Below are 19,138 nucleotides of genomic sequence, written 5' to 3'. Positions count from 1 at the left end.
AGTGCGCAAGCTCGCCTTGCTCCCCCTTGTTCTTCTCGCCAGTGCGGTGGCGGTCCCCGCTCAAGCGACCGAACGGGATCGCGCGGAGCTCGACGTGCTCTTCGTCGGCGCGCACCCGGACGACGAAGCGGGTTCGCTCGCGGCGCTCGGCCAGTTCAAGGTCCGGTCGGGCGTGGTCACGGTGACACGTGGTGAAGGCGGCGGAAACGCCGTCGGCACCGAGGAAGGACCAGAGCTCGGCCGGTTGCGTGAAGCCGAGGAGAGACGCGCGGTCGGCAAAGCCGGGATCGCCGACGTCTTCAACTTGGACAAAGCCGACTTCTACTACACGGTCAGCTCGCCGTTGACCCAGCAGGCATGGGGTCATGAAGACTCGCTCGGCAAGCTCGTCCGGGTGATCCGGCAGACCAAACCGAAGGTCGTGATCACCATGAACCCGGCGCCTTCGCCGGGCAATCACGGCAACCACCAGTACGCGGCGCGGCTGGCGATCGAGGCATTCGACCAAGCCGCCGATCCGAAGGCGTTCCGTGACCAGGGATTACCGCCGTGGGCGGCGTCGCGGCTGTTCACCAGCGGCCTCACGGGCACGCGCACCACAGGTTCGAACTGCGTCAGCGCCTTCACCCCGACCGAACCGACCGACCGGGTCTGGGGTGTGTGGGGAGGCGTGCCCGCGAACGGCGGACAGACGTGGGCGCACGTCGAACGCGCTGCCCAGCGCGAGTACGCGAGCCAAGGCTGGGCGGGATTCCCAGACGTGCCAACCGATCCCGAGAAGATCGGGTGTGACTACTTCACCCAGATCGCCAGCCGGGTGCCGTACCGCGTGGACAATCGTGGGCCGCTCGGCATCCTCGAAGGCGCAGTCGTCCCCGGCGCATTGCCGTTGGGGACCAAACTCTCCGCGAAGCCGTCGAAGTACGCGGTGACCACCGGGTCCGAGGTAAAGATCAACGTGACGTCGTCCGTGCGCGGCCCGGTCACGTTGATCCCGCCGACCGGGTGGGCTGTTCGCGGCGACACCGTCACAGTTCCCGCTGACGCCAAACCAGGCAAGGCGCGGATCGGTGCCCGTGTCACCAGCGGCGGAAAGTCCGGATTCACCGAAGCCTTGGTCGAGATCGTGCCAGCGCTGACCGCGTCCCAACAGCCGCTGCCGCAGGTCGCCCAGTACCAGCAGTGGGCGCAGGAGGTCGGGCATCCCGAACTCGCCAACTCGGTCGCGCCGGTGCTGACACTGCCGTCCGGTGGCAGCAGAGATATCGACATCACGATTCGCAACCACAGCGAAGGGGCGCGCGAAGGTGCTGTCTCGTTGACGATGCCCGCGGGTTTCGAGGCGAGCCCCGAACAGCGCTTCCCGAGCGTGGCTCCTGGCGCGAGCGCGGTCGTGAAATTCTCGGTCCGCAATACAGATCCGGCACTGGCGACGGGAATGCGCGGCGGCGACTACCGGTATGCAATCAACATTCCTGGCGGCACCGCGCAGGCCGCGCTGGAACTCGTACCCGCGACCACGATTCCGCAGGCCGGTGTTTCTCCTGTGGTGGACGGGATTTCCGGGACAGGAGAGTATCCAGGTCCGGAATTGGATATTTCGTCCCGGTGGGAGGGAGACGACTGTACGTCGGTCAGTGACTGCTCGGCGACGGCTCGATTGTCCTGGCGCGACGACACGTTGTTCGCGTTGGTCACGGTCACTGACGATGTCCTTGGCACGCGGTTGGCCACTGCGGACTGCAAACGGCATTGGCGCACCGACTCAGTCGAGCTGACCATTGACCCACGCGGACGGTCCGAGAACACCTCGACCACGTACAAACTCGCCGTTCTGCCTGCCACAGCGGAAGGACCGCCGTGCGCTTTGCGGGACGCCGACAACAAACAAGGCGCGGCGTCCGGAGTCCGGGTCGCGTCGAAGATCACGCAAACGGGATATGCCGTCGAGGTCGCTGTCCCTCTTTCGGAGGTACCCGGCGCGATCGATCCGGCTTCCGCCGGACTCAACATCCTTGTCTACGACTCGGATACACAGGACCGAACTGGGCAAACGCGGATCGGATGGTCCACTTGGGGCGGCGTGCAAGGTGATCCGTACCGCTGGGGCCGCGCCCGGCTCGACGGTTACACACCGCCACCAGACCGGCCGATAAATCCGCCTGCGCCCGTACTTCCGTTGGAAGCATTGGCGTCTGTGGATTCTCCGCAAACGCTCGAGCAGTCCATTCGGCTCGGACTCCCGCCGGGCGCCGCACCGGCCGCCCGACCGGTCCGCATCCGGCACGGATTACTGCTGACCAGCGAAAAGGGAACGGCCTATGTGTTCGCGAACGGGCAACGGCATGTCCTGCAAGTGTCTCCAGGACTGACAAAGCTGCCGCAGGGCCAACTTTTGTCGGGGTTCATCACGACGAGAGGAGCGACCGCGGCGGCTGAATCACGCTAAGGGCGGTACTTTTCGGAGCTGTCCTACGTCACCGTAGGAGTTTCGGTCCCCTACTTTCCGAGAGGGTGCTGGATGACGGCTTTATCCGGCCAACGGATGCACTACTGCGGTAAGTGTGTGTCCGGCGAGCACGAACTCGGGATCGACAACTGGGAGACGAAATTCTGCCGGTTGCAGCGCGAACTGTGCCAATGCGACTGCGACTGTCCCTACTACCGGGTACTGATCGAAGAACCTCGTTGCCATCGGCGCCGAACCCCGCGCCGATGGCACGTAGGAAGCCGCCACTCCCGCAGCTGGGTCCGCCGCCACCTGAACGAAACGATCGGCCCACCCATCCTGAGCCCAGGGGAATACATCGAAGGAAAACTGTCCACATAAGACAGAGCCAAACCGCGCCGACCCACCACCCCAAGCGTGTCCACCGTTCCGACACAGTGTGTCCACCGTTCCGGCAGCATGAAATGCACGTTCCTGCACGGTGTGTCCACCGTTGCGCGAGGGTGTGTCCACCACTCCGACACACCGTGATGCCCGTTCCAGCACCTTGAGATGCGCGTTGCGGCACAGCGTGTCCACCGTTGCGGCACACCGTGATGCACGTTCCAGCACCTTGAGATGCGCGTTGCGGCACAGCGTGTCCACCGTTCCGGCACACCGAGATGCACGTTCCAGTACCCCGAGATGCGAGCACACATCGCGTGTCCACCACTCCGGCACACCGAAATGCCGTTCCGGCCCGATGAAGTCGCTGGTCCGGCACCCTGAAGCCACCACTCCGGCACGGTGAATCCCGGGACCGGCACGTGAATCCACTGGCACCGTGAAGCCTCATGCCCGCCACAATGACGTCGTCCCCTGGGACCGCCTCCTCGAAGACCCTTAGATCCAAGGATTGCGTGGATCTACCCAACATCTGCCCTTGTGGACGCCTGCCCCAGTCGCCTGACCCGTACCCAGGTCATACCCTGTGGTTATGACTCCCGATCTGGAGTCGTTGCGTCTGCTTGTGCTGGTCGGTGAGCTGGGCAGCATTGGCAGGGCGGCGGCCAAACTGGGCATCGCGCAGCCGTCAGCGAGCAAGCGGCTGTCCAGTCTCGAGCGCAAATTCGGCCTTGCCTTGGTCGACCGTACCCGCCGCGGATCCGCGCTCACCCCGGACGGAAGGGTCGTCACGGACTGGGCAAGGCGGGTGCTCGACGAGCTGAACGTCCTGGTCACGGGCGCGGAAGCGCTGCGATCGAGGCGAGCGGCCGAGCTGCGTGTCGCGGCCAGCCTGACGGTCGCTGAACATCTCGCGCCCGGCTGGATCGGCGAGCTGCGAAGGGCCCGTAACGACCTTTACGTCGGCCTCGTCGTGACCAACTCCAGCCTTGTTTGCGACCTCGTCCGGGGCGGTGAGGTCGATCTTGGATTCGTCGAGTCCCCGACTGTCCCAGCTGAACTGTCTGCCCGCAGGGTCTCGACTGACAGGCTCGCGGTTGTTGTGTCGCCGGATCATGCGTGGGCACGTCGGCGCAAACCGCTCACCGCCGTTGAACTGGCCGACACCCCGTTGGTCGTCCGCGAACGTGGTTCGGGGACTAGGGAAACCCTCGAGCGAGCCTTGCGACGGGCCAAAGTGGGCGAACTTCAACCCGTCGCCGAACTTGGGTCGACCACAGCTGTACGAAGCGCGGTCGTCGACGGCGCCGGACCGGCTGTCCTCAGTGTTCTCGCGGTCGACGCAGACCTGTCGGAAGGGCGCCTTGTCGAAGTCGCGGTCGACGGGCTGGACCTAAGGCGACAGTTGCGCGCCGTATGGCCTGGCGGACGCAAGCTTCTTGGCTCAGCCGCCGAGTTGCTCGCTGTCGCGCTGCGGGCGTCAGGGGTTGACCGCGATGGGTGATCCGCTCCCGTAGACGAGGACTCTGGCGCCCAACGGTGAAGGAAGGGTGACCTCGAACGGGCGCATTTCGCTGTCGCCAGGCAAACACTTTCCCGCGTTGTCCGCGGTCGCGTAGACAGTCACGGTCGTCGCTGATTCCTTTGCCACACCGCGGTACACAGGCGGTTCGGAACCCGGGCACGGTTCCCGGCTGACGAGCAAGGACACCGTCAGCTTCAGCCCGTCGAGCCGCGCGGGCGGGTTCTCCGTGGCGAACCGCGGGAGCTTGCCGAGCTTCCAAAAAACCGACGGCTCCAGTGCTGGCCATTCAACAGTCCCGAAACGCCAGACCGGCAACGTCACCTTGCCACGATCCGTGTCGAACGATGCCGACGCCAGTGTCGCTGGCACGGACGGCCCGCCGCGACGAGCACCCATTGCCAACAACGCCGCCTCGGCGTTGATCGTCGGCCACGAGACCACACCGTCCGGCAGTGTGACCGGCATTGTCGCTGGTGGCGTAGGCGCCGATGCCAGCGTCAGTTCCATTCCCGGCTTCGGCAGCGGGTCGAGCAGGATGATCGGCCGGGGTTTTCGGTCAACCGGGAACGTGGTCCAGTCCAGGTCCGGGTGCACCGCGCTCGCCGGTTGCGCCACGGCAGGTTCCCGCTGCGCAGGCGAGCACCCGGAAAGGACCAGAACCGGCACGACCAACCAGAGCTTGCGCATGGTCCACCCCCAGAAATCTCGTTTCGAAGGTGGACGTGTCTGAGGGCGGCTAGGTTGTCGGGAGTGAAGTGGTTCAGGCGGCGCCATCCCGAGCCCGCTCCTCAGCGTGATCCTGCCGAGGCGGCGGCCGAGTTCTGGCGCGGATGGGTCGAGCTGTTGCCCGCGGTCAGCGCCGCGTTGGGCGACAGGGAGCCGAACCGGGTCGAGAACGACCTGTGTGAGCTCGTCGCCGTCGTGCATCCTCAGCTGCACTTCTCGCTCGAACGTGGCCAGCGCGCCATCTACGCCCTGGTGATCTCCGGCCAGGAGGACCCGAGACTGCGGCCGTACACCGACGCGTGGAAAGCCGCAGCACCGGCCGAGGACGCGATCTGGGAGTACCACGACTCCGTTCCGCCCGTGCCCGACCCGACTGAAGTGACCGTCAACCTGGGCGTTCTGCACATCCCGCTGGCGGACGTCCGGGTCGCGGTCCAGGTGGACGAGGCCGAAGGGGTCGTCGACGTCGCCGTGCACCACCCGCAGTTCGCCGAGCTCGACCAGGCGGCACGTGAGGCGCTGACGTACCTCCCGCTCGATGCCACTCTGGGTGAGCGGCTCGCCGCCGAACGACTCCGTCGGGTGGAGACTGCTGAGACCGAGCCGCAGGGTGCGATAGGCCTGCTGGAGCTTCGCGAAATTGTCAGGGGGCTGGACTAGTCTCCAATGCGTGACCAGCACTGACGAAGCCGAAGGCCTCGAAGACGTACCGGGCGACGTCCGCAACCGCCACGCGGAGCTGGCCGAGGAACTCCGCGGCCACCAGTTCCGCTACTACGTGCTGGATTCGCCAACGATCACGGACGGCGAGTTCGACAAGCTGCTCGGCGAGCTGCAGGCGCTTGAGGATGAGCACCCCGCGCTCGCCACGCCCGACTCGCCGACCCAGCGCGTAGGTGGCATGTTTTCGACCGACTTCACCGCGGTTGACCACCTCGAACGCATGCTCAGCCTGGACAACGCGTTCAACGCCGAAGAGATGAACGCGTGGTACGACCGGGTCGCCAAAGAGGTCGGCGACGCCGCTCACTACTTGTGCGAGCTGAAGATCGACGGCCTCGCGATCAACCTGCTGTACGAGAATGGCCGCCTGATCAGGGGCTTGACCAGGGGTGACGGTCGCACGGGCGAGGACGTGACGCTGAATGTGCGCACGTTGCAGGACGTGCCCGAAGTGCTGACCGGCACGGACGAGTACCCCGTGCCGAAGCTGGTCGAAGTCCGTGGCGAGGTCTTCTTCCTGGTCGAGGACTTCCTCGAACTCAACGCCAAGCAGGTCGAGGCAGGCAAGCCGGTGTACGCGAACCCGCGCAACACCGCCGCGGGTTCGTTGCGGCAGAAGGATCCCAGCATCACCGCGAGCCGCAAGCTCCGGCTGATCTGCCACGGCCTCGGCAAGCGCGAAGGCTTCGAGCCCGACCGTCAGTCGCATTCGTATGAGGCGCTGAAGGCGTGGGGCCTGCCCGTGTCGACGCACACCAAAGTGCTGAACACGCACAAGGAAGTCAACGACTTCATCAAGTACTGGGAAGAGCACCGGCACGACGCCGAGCACGAGATCGACGGCATCGTGATCAAGGTTGACGAGGTGCCGTTGCAACGGCGGCTCGGCACCACATCGAGGGCGCCGCGCTGGGCGATCGCGTTCAAGTACCCGCCGGAAGAGGTCACCACCAAACTGCTCGACATCCGGGTGAACGTCGGCAGAACCGGCCGGGTGACGCCATATGCCGTCACCGAACCAGTGTCAGTGGCAGGTTCGACGGTCGCACGGGCAACGTTGCACAACGCCAGCGAAGTCAAGCGCAAAGGCGTGCTGATCGGCGATCGCATCGTCCTGCGTAAGGCAGGTGACGTCATCCCCGAGGTGCTCGGGCCGGTCGTCGACGCGCGCACGGGTGACGAGCGTGAGTTCGTGATGCCGGTGACCTGCCCGGAATGCGGCACACCGCTGCGACCGGAAAAGGAAGCCGACGTCGACATCCGCTGTCCGAACGCCCAGTTCTGCCCTGGCCAGCTGCGCGAGCGCCTCAGCTACATCGGCGGCCGCAGCGCGCTGGACATCGAGGTCCTCGGCTACGAAAGCGCAACCGCCCTGGTCAACTCGGAGGTCTACGAGAACGAAGCAGACCTCTTCGACCTTGGCGAAGAAGAGATCAAGCAAGTCGAGCTGTTCCGCACGATCTCCGGTGAACTGTCCCAGAACGGCGCCAAACTGGCCGCAAACCTGCAGTCGGCGAAGGAACGTCCACTCTGGAGGGTTCTGGTCGCCCTGTCGATCCGCCACGTCGGCCCGACGGCGGCCAGGGCCTTGGCGATGGAGTTCGGCTCCCTCGACCGAATCTTCTCGGCAACGGAAGAAGAACTCGCCGCGGCCGAAGGCGTCGGCCCGACGATCGTGACAGCATTGCAGGACTGGTGGACCGTCAAGTGGCACAGGGACATCGTCGACCGTTGGCGTGAAGCCGGGGTCAAGATGGAAGACGAGCGCGACGAGTCGGTCCCGCGCAACCTGCAAGGTTTGTCCATTGTGGTCACCGGAACCCTGCCGACGCTGTCGCGCGATGAAGCAAAGGAAGCCATCATCGCCCGCGGCGGCAAGGCCGTGGGATCGGTGTCGAAGAAGACGTCGTTCGTGGTCGTGGGCGACTCGCCGGGATCGAAGTACGACAAGGCGATTCAGCTGAAGGTCCCGGTCCTTGACGAAGACGGCTTCCAGGTACTGCTCGCCCGAGGCCCAGAAGCCGCAACAGAGGTAGCCACGATCGGCGGAGAGGAAGAAGAAGCCGAATAAAGGTCGCAATCCTTGCGGAACCCGCCTGGGCGCGACGCTGTCGAACACGCTTGGTCACCATTGGCCGAGTGAGACAGCGGCCTAGCTGGCCAGGAATAGCGGTCGCCACGATGGTGGGCAGCGCTGTGGAGGCTTTACTCAGCCAGGAAATGGAAGCAGCCTGCCTTCCGGCTCCTGACGTGCACGAATGCCACCTCCGGCTGGCTCAGCACCTCAGTCAGTGCGGCCTCGTGGTCGTCCTCGCGATCCAGGAACGTGATGTGGTCATAAGCCCTGGCGCCCGTGTGGTCGAACGGGTTCAGGATCGCCTTGTTGTGCCTGAACAATTCGGGGTACTCGGTTGTGGCCGGGTACCCCGAGCAGGCCTCGTAGTGCACGAACACCGGACCGGCCTCCATCCACGGACTGGGTGAATCCCAAGGCGCGTAACAGATCAGCGCGATGTCTTCATCCACAGCAGCCTTGCGCAGGCAACACCGCAGCGGCTCCCAGCCTTCCGCCACTCGCAGCTGCCACTTGTTGCCGAACTCGTCTTTGCCCGCGTCTCGCATTGCTTCCAGCCGCGGGGCCGGGATCGCGGTGTACCGAATCTCCATGTCGACAAGCGTGCGCCGGTCGGGGCCTCAACGCTGGCGGTTTCCGGCCGCGGCTCTGACCGAGGGGTGCGGGTCGTCCCGCATGGATTGGACGTCTTCGCCGATCCGTCGCAACGCCGTGACCGCCGCCGCTCGGACCCGGGCCGCGGGGTCGAGCAGTGCTGATCGCAGGGGCGCCACGGCTTCGCTGGTGGCCATGTGGCCGAGGCCTGCCGCGGCATGCATGCGGACCAGTTCGTCGGGATCCTTCAAGGACCTGATCAACCCGTCCGGGTGCTTTTCAAACCGCCAGAACCACACGGCCACGCGACGGACATAAACATAGTCGAGGTATTGCCAGTTCCACACGGGTGCCCCGTGCATCGATCGCTCCAAGGCTCGTGCAGCCAGGTAGCGGGTGCGGCGATCGGCGGCGACGTAGATCACGTACTGCAACGTCCGCGCTGACCGTGGGTCGGCGAGGCGCTCGATGCCTGCCAGCGCCGCGCGGCACTCGGGTCCTTCGGCGAATGCGAGGAGACGGCCGAGGGTTTCGGGGCCGCCGATGTCGGCGAGCAGGCGGATCGCGGCCGCGCGGACAACGGGTTCGACGTCGTCTGTCGCGGCCATGGCTGCCTTGGTGGCGCGGGAGTCGCCGATTCGTCGGAGCGCTCGCACCGCCAGCAAACGGACTTGGTACTGGTCGTGGCGGGTGGCGTCGATCAGGGCGGGGAGTGCCGCCGGTGACCCGATTTTTCCCAGCGCCACGACGCATTCGTACACGAGCGCGGGATCGTGGATCAGGTCGGCAATAGGCTGCACGGCCGCTTCGGACTGCGTCTCGCCCAGCAGGAACACCGCGTTTGCGAGGCTGTTGGTGCTGGTCGACAGGATTTCCAACAGCGGGTGGACGAAGCGTTTGTCACCACGCGGCACGATCGTCCTGATGGCGTAGGTCGGCAGCAAGTCGCCTCGGCGGACGACGTCCAACAGCGCGTCGTGTGCCTGTGGGGAGTTCGTTCTGGCCAGCTCCATGACCGCACTGACCTGCGCTCCTCGCCAGATGGGCGATGTGCGGGCCGATACTTCGATCAGCTCCGACAACGACAACTCGCCGCGATCGATGGCCGCGGCGAGCTCGCTGTTGTCCATGAAGTCATTCCAGCACGGTTCGCTTCGCTCGGTCTCGTGCTTTTCTTGCCAGAACCGCGATCGAGAACAAGGCGATCACGGCGAGCACGATGATGTACGCGGACACCGACAGCGACGTGTCCGTCGACTCCAGCAGCAGGACCATGATGAACGGCGCCAGTCCGCCGCCGAGCACCGCGCTGATCTGGTAGCCGAGCGACGCGCCCGTGTACCGCATCTCCGGGGTGAACAGCTCGGCGAACAGTGCTGCCTGTGGGCCGTACATGATGCCGAGGAACGTGCTGGCGATGAAGCTGCTGATGGTGATCGCGAAGTAGTTGCCGGTATCGATCAGCAGGAACATCGGCACCGCCCAGACCATGATGCCGACCGCGCCGAACCTGTAGATCCGGATCCTTGGCACCTGGTCGGAAAGCTTGGCGGCCAACGGGATCACGACGAACTGGGTCAGGCTGACCAGTATCGTGATCGTCAGGATCGGCCCGCGCGGCAACCCGAGATGCCGGGTGGCGTAGTCGAGCACGCCAGTCAGCAGGATGTAGAACGTTGCCGTGTTCACCGCGAACGAGCCGCCCGCGAGCAACACCGTGCCGAGGTGCTTACGCAGAATCACGCCAAGCGGCGACCCGCGCTGCTCCGCGGAGGCCATCTTTGCCTCCGCGGCAAGGAATTCCGGCGTCTCCTCAACCCGGGTGTGGATGAACCACGCCAGGACGAGCACGAAAATGCCGACCAGGAAAGGAATCCGCCAGCCCCACGACGCGAAGCCGGAACCCGTCACCTGAACCGCGAGCAAGAACACGGTATTCGCCAGCACGACTCCAATAGGGACACCGAGCTGGACGAAACTGCTGTAGAGCCCACGCTTTCCCGACGGCGCGTACTCCGCCGCCAGCAACATCGCCCCGCCCCACTGCGCGCCGACCGCAAGACCCTGCAAAACCCGCAGCAGGACAAGCAAAATCGGCGCCAGAATGCCGATCGACTGGTACGTCGGCAGCAGGCCGATCGCTGTCGTCGACAAGCTCATGATCACCAGCGCGGCCACCAACATCGGCTTACGGCCACGCTTGTCGCCAAGCTGACCTGCGATGATGCCGCCAATTGGCCGTGCGGCGAAGCCAACAGCGAAGGTCGCGAACGAGGCGAGCACCCCGGCGACGGGATCGTCAGCCGGGTAGAACTGGCGGCCGAACACGAGCGCGGCCGCCACGCCGAAAATAAAGTAGTCGTACCACTCGACCGCCGCCGCCAAACCTGCCGCGGTCGCGATCTTCCGCCGATGCCGGACGTCACTGTCCATTGAGCCTCAACCTCGCAGAAGAAGTGGGGGCTTGCGCGTCGTCTGAAGTTAGCAACCGCTTAGTATGTCGTCAACGGACCTCTGTGCGGTAAGGAAGTCAGAGCTCCTCTACCTTGCGTTGAAGCTTGTTCATGCCGCCGATCCACCGATCGTTCTGTGTCGCGCGGGTCGCGTAGTACCGGGCGACTTCCGGGTGCGGCAGGATCAGGAACGAGTCGCCGCGCAATGCCTCGACCACCGTTTCGGCGACCTGCTCGGCGGTGATCGCGCCTTCGCCCATCAGCAGCTTGCCGCCCGGTCCGGTGTCCTCCAGCATCTGGGTCAGAACCCCTTGCGGGCAAATGGCTTGCACAGTGATCCCGCGATGCTTGTACGTCGCCAGAAGCCATTCCGCGAACGCCAGCGCGCCATGCTTCGTGACCGAATAGGACGCTGAGCCGAGGGACGTGAGCAGCCCTGCCGCCGACACCGTCGCAAGAAAGTGTCCACGGCCACGCTCCAGCCATTCAGGAAGCAGCGCACGGGCCGCCCGGACATGGGCCATGACGTTGATGTCCCAGGTACGCGCCCATTCTTCCTCTGGCGCGTCCGGGCCGCCCATGGGCGCGATTCCCGCGTTGGCGCAGAACATGTCCACTTCGCCCAGTGCCGCACGAGCTTCGGAGATGAGCCGGGCGACGCCTTCTTCCGAAGCAGCATCGCCGACGACCGCAGTGGCACCAAGTTCCGAGGCGACTGCCGTGATCGCATCGTCCACATCGGCCAGAACGAGCCGGGCGCCTTCGGCGGCGAAGCGATCGGCGAGTGCCGCACCGATGCCACGGGCGGCGCCGGTGATGACAACTCCTGAGTCCCGCAATGGGAAGCTCACAGTCCAACGCCCAACGTGATGCCGCCGTCCAGGGTCAGTGTCTGGCCGGTGATCCAGCTGGCTTCGTCCGATAGCAGGAACGCGACCGCGCCCGCGATATCGGCTGGCACGCCGAGCCGCTTCAGCGGGTACAAGTTCGCGACCGCTTCCTCGTTGCCCTGCACAAGGGCTTCGGCGAACTTCGTCTTCACGATCGCTGGCGCGACCGCGTTCACCCGGATTCCCGGGCTCAGGTCGACGGCCAGTTCCATGGTCAGCCTGATCAGGGCCGCCTTGCTCACGCCGTACATGCCGATGCCGGGCAAGGCGCGCAGGCCGGCGAGTGACGCGATGTTCACGATCGACCCGCCGTGCTCGCCCATCCACGCGTCGCGTGCCTTGCGGGTCCACGCCAGCGGCGCGAGCACGTTCACGCCGAAGATTTTCGCCGCCGCGCCTTGGTCGATGTCGACGAGCGGGCCGAACACCGGGTTGATGCCGGTGTTGTTGACCAGCATGTCCACCCGGCCGAAGGCTTCCATCGTCCGGGCGACCGCCTCGGTCTGGTGTGCGTCGTCGTCAGCCTTGCCCGCTACGAAGATCGCGTTCTCGCCGAGGCCCTTGGCCGCTTCTTCGAGCGGCTCGGGCTTGCGCGCGGTGATGCACACCTTCGCGCCGCGCTCGACCAGCTCTTTCGCGATGCCGAGGCCGATGCCACGGCTGGCGCCGGTGACGATCGAGACCCGGTCCTGCAACGACGTCACGAGTGCCGTCCTTTCCTAAGCACGCGCTTAGCGTGCGACTATTGTTCTGGTATGACGATGTCGCAGCCAGCCGACCTGTGGCCGGACGTCAAACCGGACGCGGCTCGACGGCTGATGTTCGCCGCGGTCGAGTCCTTCGCCAAGGTCGGCTTCCACGCCACCACGACCAGGGACATCGCCACCGCCGCCGGGATGAGCCCGGCGGCGCTGTATGTGCACTTCCCGTCGAAGACGGCGTTGTTGTTCGAGATCAGCCGCAGCGGCCACGAACGGGTGCTCGCGGTGGTCCAAGAGGCGATCGACCGTGACGACCCGCCGCTCGATCGGATGCGTCTGATGGTCGAGCGGTTCGTCGAATGGCACGCCAAGCGCCACATCGTGGCCCGTGTCGTGCAGTACGAGCTGGGCGCCTTGCCCGAGGACGAGTACGCGATCGTGGCGGGCTTGCGACGCCGGATCGAGCAGGCCGTCCAGGGGTTGATCGCCGACGGCGTCCGCGCGGGTGCTTTCGCGGTTCCCGACGAGAAGGTCTTCGCGCGGGCCGTGCTGTCGCTCGGCATCGACGTGGCGCGCTGGTACAGCGAGCGTGCACGCAAGACGCCGAAGGCGCTGGGGCGTGAATACGCCACCCTCGTCCTGCGCATGCTAGGCTCCTCCGCCTGAACGGGTTACCCCGTAGACATACTAGTCGGTATGTCCATCTGCATACTAAGCGGTTGCTCAGCTCACACCCCTCGTGAGTGGTTATCAGGGTTAGAACACCGATAACCACTCACGAGCTTTTACCTGCGATAAGGCGGGAATTCTGGCGGCCGTCGTTCCAGCCAGCTCATCACGCCCTCTTTGGACTCCGGGTGCTTGAACGATTCGGCCATCAGTTCGGCCGACCTGTCACCCGCCTCGGCCAGCGGAATCGCGGCTTCGTCGAGGATTTGCCGCTTCATCACGGCCATGGATCGCGGCGCGCTGTACGCGGCCAGTTCGGCCGCGTACGCCTGTGCCGCGGCAAGCAGGTCTTGGGGCGCATATACCTCCTGGACCAGGCCGTATGCCAACGCGTCCTCGGCGGTGAACGTGCGGCCGGACAGCAGCACGTCCATCGCGCGGCCACGGCCGACCAGATCGGGCAGGAGCTGGGCGATTCCGTACTCGGCGATCAGCCCGCGCCGCACGAACGCCGTGGTGAACTTCGCCCCGGCGGCCGCGAACCGGACGTCGGACGTGCAGGCGATGATGAAGCCGAGACCAGCGCATCCGCCGTTGATGGCCGCGATCACGGGCTTGCCGATGAACGCCGCCGCCTGCACGTGCTCGACCTGGAAGTCGATGCCGCCTTCGGGAATGTCACCGGCGAGGACATCGAGGTCGGCACCGGGGCAGAAGGCCTTGCCAGCGCCGGTGACAACGATGGCACGTACGTTCGGATCGGCTTCAAGGGCACGCAGGACCTCGCCGTACCGGCGTTCCATCGCCAGGTTCATCGCGTTGTTGCGGTCTGGCCGGTCGAAAGTCACGGTCGCCACGCCGGAGTCCACCGAGTAGCGCACGCCGTCCTCGAGTGTCATGCCGACATGCTAAGCGGTTGCTTAGATCACGTCGAGCTTTGCTGTTCACATACCGAACGGTATGGTTGCGCTGTCTGGGAATACGGAGGTAACCGACGATGGCACGCAGGCCAGTCAACACCGCGTCCGGAGTGGACGAGAAGTTGCTTGCCGAGGCCACGAAGCTGTTCGCCAAGCAGGGCTTCGACCGCACGTCCGTCCAGGAGATCGTCGAGGCGGCCGGCGTCACCAAGGGCGCGATGTACCACTACTTCGGCTCGAAGGACGACCTGCTGCACGAGATCTACGGCCGCGTGCTGCGTGAGCAGACCGACCGGCTGGAGAAGTTCGCGGCAAGCGAGGCGCCAGCGGCCGAGCGGGTCCGTGGTGCAGCGGCCGACGTCGTGATCACCACCATCGAGAACCTGGACGATTTCAAGATCTTCTCGCAGTCCATGCACCACCTCAGCCCGGCGAAGCAAAGGGCTGTCCGGGCCGAGCGCCGCAAGTACCACGAGCGGTTCCGTTCCCTGATCGAGGAAGGGCAGCACAGCGGCGATTTCCGGGCCGATGTGCCCGCTGACCTGGTTGTGGACTATTTCTTCGGTTCCGTGCACCACCTGGGTGCCTGGTACCGCAAGGGCGGCAAACTCGCGCCGTCCCAGATCGCCGGACACTACGCCGATCTCCTGCTCACCTCACTGAAGGAGAATTCATGACCAAGGTCGCGATCGTCACTGGCGCCGCCCGCGGCATCGGTGCGGCCGTCGCACGCAGGCTGGTAGCCGACGGATTCGCCGTCGCGTTACTCGACCTCGACGAGGCGGGAGTCAAGGAATGCGCCGCCGCGATCACGGCCGATGGCGGCAAGGCGATCGGCCTCGGCGTCGATGTCAGTGACACCGAGCAGGTAGAAGCGACGGTCGCGCGGATCGCCGACGAGCTCGGCCCGCCGGTCGTGCTGATCAACAACGCCGGCATCACCAGGGACAACCTGCTGTTCAAGATGACCGACGGCGACTGGGACTCGGTGATCGGCGTCCACCTGCGCGGTTCGTTCGTGATGAGTCGCGCGGCGCAGAAGTACATGACGCAGCAGAAGTGGGGCCGGATCGTCAACCTGTCGAGCACCTCCGCGCTTGGCAACCGCGGCCAGGCCAACTACTCGACGGCCAAGGCAGGCCTGCAGGGCTTCACCAAGACGCTGGCGATCGAGCTCGGCAAGTTCGGCGTCACGGTCAACGCCATCGCGCCCGGCTTCATCGCGACCGACATGACCGCGGCGACCGCCGAGCGGCTTGGTGTCTCCTTCGAGGACTTGAAAGCCGGTGCGGCGCAGGCGATCCCGGTCGGCCGGGTCGGCGAGCCGGAGGACATCGCGCACCTGGTGTCGTACTTCGTCAGCGAGGGCGCCGGGTTCGTTTCGGGTCAGGTCGTATACGCGGCCGGCGGGCCACAGGACTGAAAGGCGCTGGGAGATGCGGGTTTTCAAGGACGTCGACGAGCTGGCCGCGGCGAAGGGTGAGGTACTCGGCACGGGAGAGTGGCGTGAGATCACTCAGGAGGCTGTGAACCTGTTCGCCGACGCGACCGGCGACCACCAGTGGATCCACGTGGACATCGAGAAGGCGAACGCCGGCCCGTTCGGTGGCCCGATCGCCCACGGATACATGACGTTGTCGCTGGTTCCGGTGCTGGTCAGGGACATCTACAAGGTCGAGAACGTGGCCATGGTGGTGAACTACGGCTCGAACAAGGTCCGGTTCCCGTCTCCGGTCCGGGTCGGCGCCAGGGTCCGTGCCACGTCGGAACTCCTTGACATCACGGATGTCCAGGGCGGCAAGCAGGCGATCACCAAGGTCGTCGTGGAGATCGAAGGTAGCGACAAGCCCGCGTGCGTCGCCGAGATCGTCAGCAGGATCGTCCGATGAGTCTGCCAGGACTGGATCTTGAAAAGCTGCGCGGCAAGCTCGGCGACGGCCCGCTGTCTGCTGAGATCGTCGAAGGTGGACGGTCGAATCTGACCTATGTGGTCACTGACGGAACCCAGAAGTGGGTTGTCCGAAGGCCTCCGCTCGGACACGTGCTGCCGACAGCGCACGACATGGCCCGTGAATACCGTGTGATCACGGCTTTGAAGGACACCAACGTTCCGGTTCCGGGCACGTTGTTCCTCTGCGAGGACACCGAAGTGCTCGGTGCCCCTTTCTATGTCATGGAGTTCATGCCTGGAGTTCCGTACCGGAGCAGGGAAGAACTCGGCAAGCTCGGTCCGGAAAGGACACGAGCGATCGCGCTTTCGCTGATTGACACCCTGGCCGATCTGCACGCTGTCGACCCAGCCTCGGTCGGTCTCGGCGACTTCGGGCGCCCAGAGGGCTACCTGGAGCGTCAGCTTCGCCGATGGGGCAAGCAGTTGGACGCGTCGCGGAGCCGTGACCTGCCTGGCATCGACCGACTTCACGAGCGGCTGGCAGAGCGACTGCCTAAGTCCACCGAGGCGACAGTCCTGCACGGTGACTACCGACTCGACAACACGTTGGTGCTCAACGACAAGATCACCGCCGTGCTGGACTGGGAAATGTCCACATTGGGCGACCCGCTGGCAGACATCGGCCTGACGGTCGCGTACGCAACGCGTGAGGCGCCGGACGACTCGGTGATCGCGAATGTCAGTGGCGCGCCCGGCTATCCGAGCACCGACGAGGTGATCGACCACTACGCCAAGCGCACCGGTCGTGACGTGTCCAACTTGGACTGGTACATCGCCTTCTCGTTCTTCAAGCTCGCGGTGATCACCGAGGGCATCTACTTCCGCTTCAGCCAGGGAAAGACTGTCGGGCATGGCTTTGAACAAGTCGGCGCTCTGGTCGAACCGGTTGTCGCACAGGGCAACGCGACCCTCAAGGAGAACTGATGGATTTCGGCTACGACGCCCGCACCGAAGAACTCCGCGCGCAGCTCAACGAGTTCATGGACGAGTTCGTCTACCCAGCGGAGCCGGTGTTCGAGGAGCAAGTGGCCTCAGGCAACGACCCGTGGAGCATCCCGCCGATCGTGGAAGAACTGAAGGCCGAAGCCCGCAAGCGCGGCCTGTGGAACTTCTTCCTGCCAGGAGAGCACGGCGCGGGCCTGACAAACCTGCAGTACGCGCCGCTGGCGGAGATCACCGGCCGCAGCCCGCACCTCGCCCCGCCCGCGGTGAACTGCGCGGCCCCGGACACCGGCAACATGGAAGTCCTGTCGATGTTCGGCACCGAGCAGCAGCAGAAGCAGTGGCTGAACCCGTTGCTGGAAGGCGAGATCCGCTCGGCCTTCGCGATGACCGAGCCCGATGTGGCGTCGTCGGACGCCCGCAACATCGCCACCATGATCACCCGTGACGGCAGCGACTACGTGATCAACGGCAAGAAGTGGTTCATCTCGGGCGCGATGAACCCGCGCTGCCAGATCTTCATCGTGATGGGCAAGACGGATCCGGACGGCGAACCGCACCGGCAGCAGAGCATGATCCTGGTCCCGCGTGACACGCCTGGAATGACGATCAAGCGCGGCATGAACGTCTTCGGGTACACGGATGGCGACCACGGCGGCCACGCCGAGGTCGAGTTCAACGACGTCCGCGTGCCAGCGGAGAACCTGATTGGCGAGGTCGGCGGCGGTTTCGCGATCGCGCAGGCCCGGCTCGGCCCCGGCCGGATCCACCACTGCATGCGGCTGATCGGCATGGCGGAGCGTGCGATCGAGCTGATGTGCAAGCGAACCGTGTCCAGGACGGCGTTCGGCAAGCCGATCGCGCAGCAAGGCGTTGTGCAGGACTGGATTGCCGAGTCCAGGGTGCGGGTCGAGCAGTTGCGGCTGCTGGTGCTGAAGACCGCGTGGCTGATGGACACGGTCGGCAACCAGGGCGCGCACACCGAGATCCAGTCGATCAAGATCGCGACCCCGATCCAGGTCGAGTGGATCCTGGACAAGGCGATTCAGGCTTACGGCGCTGGTGGCGTCAGCCAGGACACGCCGTTGGCCGGTCTCTGGGCCCACGCGCGCACTCTGCGCCTCGCCGACGGCCCGGACGAGGTGCACAAGCGCTCCCTCGCCCGCCGCGAACTCGCCAAGCACCTCTAAAACCCCAGGTCACCCCTCGTGAGTGGTTACGCCGGTTAGAACCGGCGTAACCACTCACGAGGGTCTAGCTGGCGGTTCGGACTAGGTCGGCGATGTGGTTTGCGACCGCGCACCACAGCTCACGCGGCAGGTTGTGGCCCATGCCGTCGAAGATCACCAGCTTCGAGCCGGGTATTGCCGCCGCGGTGGCACGGCCGCCCTCGATCGAGGGGTCCGCGGCGCCGTGTATCACCAAGGTCGGGACCCGAAGCTGCCGGAGCTTCGAGGTTCGGTCGCCGTAAGCCAGGACGGAAATGCCTTGGCGGGGAAAGGCACCGAGGTCGTGGCCGCGGTCGTAAGCAAGCGCGGTGGTCGCTCGGACGGCTGATTCGTCGAACGCGAACCCGGGCGACGAAGCGGTCAGCCGCATGGCCTTGACCATCCACTCGATGTAGCCCTCGCGATCGTCCGCGGGCTTGCCGAGGCTGGCGAGAGCACTGAGATCGGCCTGGCCGACCTTGGGATCGCCGGTGTTCGACGAGATCGAAGTCAACGACCGCACCCGGGAGGGGTGCTCGATCGCGATCGTCTGCGCGATCATCCCGCCAAGCGACTGGCCAACCAGGTGCGCGCTGTCGATCCCGAGCGCGTCGAGCAGACCGACCGAATCGTCCGCCATGTCGGCCAACGTGTACGAAGCCGAAGAGAAGTCGCCAGCCATCGCGGCCGCGAAATCAGGCACAGGGGCGTCTCGGAAATGCGTCGAGCGCCCGGCGTCCCGATTGTCGAAACGGATCACGTACAGGCCTCTGGCGATCAGTTCCGAGCAGAAGCCGTCCGGCCAGTGGATCATCTGGGCATTGCCGCCCATGATCAGCAAAACCGGGGGATCGGCCGGATCGCCGAACCGTTCGTACACGATCTCTATCCCGGCAGGTCCGACATTTGCCGCGGTCTCTTCTCGCACG

At 65.4% G+C, this 19,138-nt stretch carries 18 protein-coding genes; 10 read left to right on the top strand and 8 right to left on the bottom strand.

Translation table 11 applies throughout. The annotated features are described in order from the left end of the window. Position 1: 1 nt before the first annotated feature. Complete coding sequence (locus LWC34_RS34425; RefSeq protein ID WP_233729438.1) at positions 2-2,449, top strand: sugar-binding protein; 2,448 nt, start codon at positions 2-4, stop codon at positions 2,447-2,449. A 976-nt stretch (positions 2,450-3,425) separates the two neighbouring features. Further along, on the top strand, positions 3,426-4,337 hold the full coding sequence (locus LWC34_RS34420) for a LysR family transcriptional regulator (RefSeq protein WP_233729437.1): 912 nt from the start codon (positions 3,426-3,428) through the stop codon (positions 4,335-4,337). Here the strand turns inward: LWC34_RS34420 and LWC34_RS34415 are convergent. Further along, positions 4,314-5,045: a hypothetical protein gene (locus tag LWC34_RS34415; RefSeq protein ID WP_233729436.1), complete on the bottom strand. Its 732-nt coding sequence runs from the start codon at positions 5,043-5,045 to the stop codon at positions 4,314-4,316. The two genes, LWC34_RS34420 and LWC34_RS34415, sit on opposite strands and share 24 nt — an antisense overlap. Before the next feature lie 63 nt (positions 5,046-5,108). On the opposite strand from LWC34_RS34415, the gene LWC34_RS34410 reads away from it, so the two are divergent. Then, entirely contained in the window at positions 5,109-5,744 is a 636-nt protein-coding gene (locus LWC34_RS34410) for a hypothetical protein (protein ID WP_233729435.1), read from the top strand. A gap of 10 nt (positions 5,745-5,754) precedes the next feature. Then, complete coding sequence (gene ligA, locus LWC34_RS34405) at positions 5,755-7,878, top strand: NAD-dependent DNA ligase LigA (RefSeq protein ID WP_233729434.1); 2,124 nt, start codon at positions 5,755-5,757, stop codon at positions 7,876-7,878. Positions 7,879-8,012: 134 nt separating this feature from the next. On the opposite strand, the gene LWC34_RS34400 is transcribed toward ligA, so the two are convergent. The 5 genes from LWC34_RS34400 to LWC34_RS34380 all read right to left on the bottom strand — a co-directional run bounded on the left by LWC34_RS34400 (position 8,013) and on the right by LWC34_RS34380 (position 12,522). Further along, entirely contained in the window at positions 8,013-8,474 is a 462-nt protein-coding gene (locus LWC34_RS34400; protein WP_233729433.1) for a DUF1203 domain-containing protein, read from the bottom strand. Positions 8,475-8,501: 27 nt separating this feature from the next. Next, the gene (locus LWC34_RS34395) at positions 8,502-9,605 is read right to left on the bottom strand and encodes a HEAT repeat domain-containing protein (protein WP_233729432.1); all 1,104 of its coding nucleotides are present in this window, start codon (positions 9,603-9,605) and stop codon (positions 8,502-8,504) included. A gap of 4 nt (positions 9,606-9,609) precedes the next feature. Continuing rightward, a complete protein-coding gene (locus LWC34_RS34390; protein ID WP_233729431.1) occupies positions 9,610-10,908 on the bottom strand; it encodes an MFS transporter in 1,299 nt (432 codons plus the stop codon). Between the two features lie 97 nt (positions 10,909-11,005). Then, positions 11,006-11,779, bottom strand: a complete 774-nt coding sequence (locus tag LWC34_RS34385) for an SDR family oxidoreductase (protein ID WP_233729430.1) — start codon at positions 11,777-11,779, stop codon at positions 11,006-11,008. Next, entirely contained in the window at positions 11,776-12,522 is a 747-nt protein-coding gene (locus LWC34_RS34380; RefSeq protein WP_233729429.1) for an SDR family oxidoreductase, read from the bottom strand. The genes LWC34_RS34385 and LWC34_RS34380 overlap by 4 nt, the downstream gene beginning before the upstream one ends. Positions 12,523-12,573: 51 nt before the next feature. Here LWC34_RS34380 and LWC34_RS34375 point away from each other — a divergent pair, with 51 nt between their 5' ends. Then, positions 12,574-13,185: a TetR/AcrR family transcriptional regulator gene (locus tag LWC34_RS34375; RefSeq protein ID WP_233729428.1), complete on the top strand. Its 612-nt coding sequence runs from the start codon at positions 12,574-12,576 to the stop codon at positions 13,183-13,185. A 119-nt stretch (positions 13,186-13,304) separates the two neighbouring features. Here LWC34_RS34375 and LWC34_RS34370 read toward each other — a convergent pair whose 3' ends face one another. Next, entirely contained in the window at positions 13,305-14,087 is a 783-nt protein-coding gene (locus LWC34_RS34370; protein WP_233729427.1) for an enoyl-CoA hydratase-related protein, read from the bottom strand. 98 nt (positions 14,088-14,185) lie between these two features. On the opposite strand from LWC34_RS34370, the gene LWC34_RS34365 reads away from it, so the two are divergent. The 5 genes from LWC34_RS34365 to LWC34_RS34345 are packed head-to-tail and all read left to right on the top strand — an operon-like array spanning position 14,186 to position 18,191. Continuing rightward, positions 14,186-14,785 (top strand): TetR/AcrR family transcriptional regulator, encoded by a 600-nt coding sequence (locus LWC34_RS34365; protein ID WP_233729426.1) that lies wholly within the window; start codon positions 14,186-14,188, stop codon positions 14,783-14,785. Further along, positions 14,782-15,531, top strand: a complete 750-nt coding sequence (gene fabG / locus LWC34_RS34360) for a 3-oxoacyl-ACP reductase FabG (protein WP_233729425.1) — start codon at positions 14,782-14,784, stop codon at positions 15,529-15,531. Before LWC34_RS34365 ends, fabG begins: the two co-directional genes overlap by 4 nt. Positions 15,532-15,544: 13 nt before the next feature. Further along, positions 15,545-15,997, top strand: a complete 453-nt coding sequence (locus LWC34_RS34355) for a MaoC family dehydratase (protein WP_233729424.1) — start codon at positions 15,545-15,547, stop codon at positions 15,995-15,997. Continuing rightward, entirely contained in the window at positions 15,994-16,983 is a 990-nt protein-coding gene (locus tag LWC34_RS34350) for a phosphotransferase family protein (RefSeq protein WP_233729423.1), read from the top strand. Before LWC34_RS34355 ends, LWC34_RS34350 begins: the two co-directional genes overlap by 4 nt. Then, on the top strand, positions 16,983-18,191 hold the full coding sequence (locus LWC34_RS34345) for an acyl-CoA dehydrogenase family protein (protein ID WP_233729422.1): 1,209 nt from the start codon (positions 16,983-16,985) through the stop codon (positions 18,189-18,191). Before LWC34_RS34350 ends, LWC34_RS34345 begins: the two co-directional genes overlap by 1 nt. A 64-nt stretch (positions 18,192-18,255) precedes the next feature. On the opposite strand, the gene LWC34_RS34340 is transcribed toward LWC34_RS34345, so the two are convergent. Continuing rightward, on the bottom strand, positions 18,256-19,137 hold the full coding sequence (locus LWC34_RS34340) for an alpha/beta fold hydrolase (protein ID WP_233729421.1): 882 nt from the start codon (positions 19,135-19,137) through the stop codon (positions 18,256-18,258). Position 19,138: the final 1 nt, after the last annotated feature.

The organism is Kibdelosporangium philippinense (assembly GCF_021390435.2).
Lineage (GTDB): Bacteria > Actinomycetota > Actinomycetes > Mycobacteriales > Pseudonocardiaceae > Kibdelosporangium > Kibdelosporangium philippinense.
The sequence above is the reverse complement of the archived record's forward strand: the minus strand, read 5'-3'. Positions and strand labels throughout refer to the sequence as shown.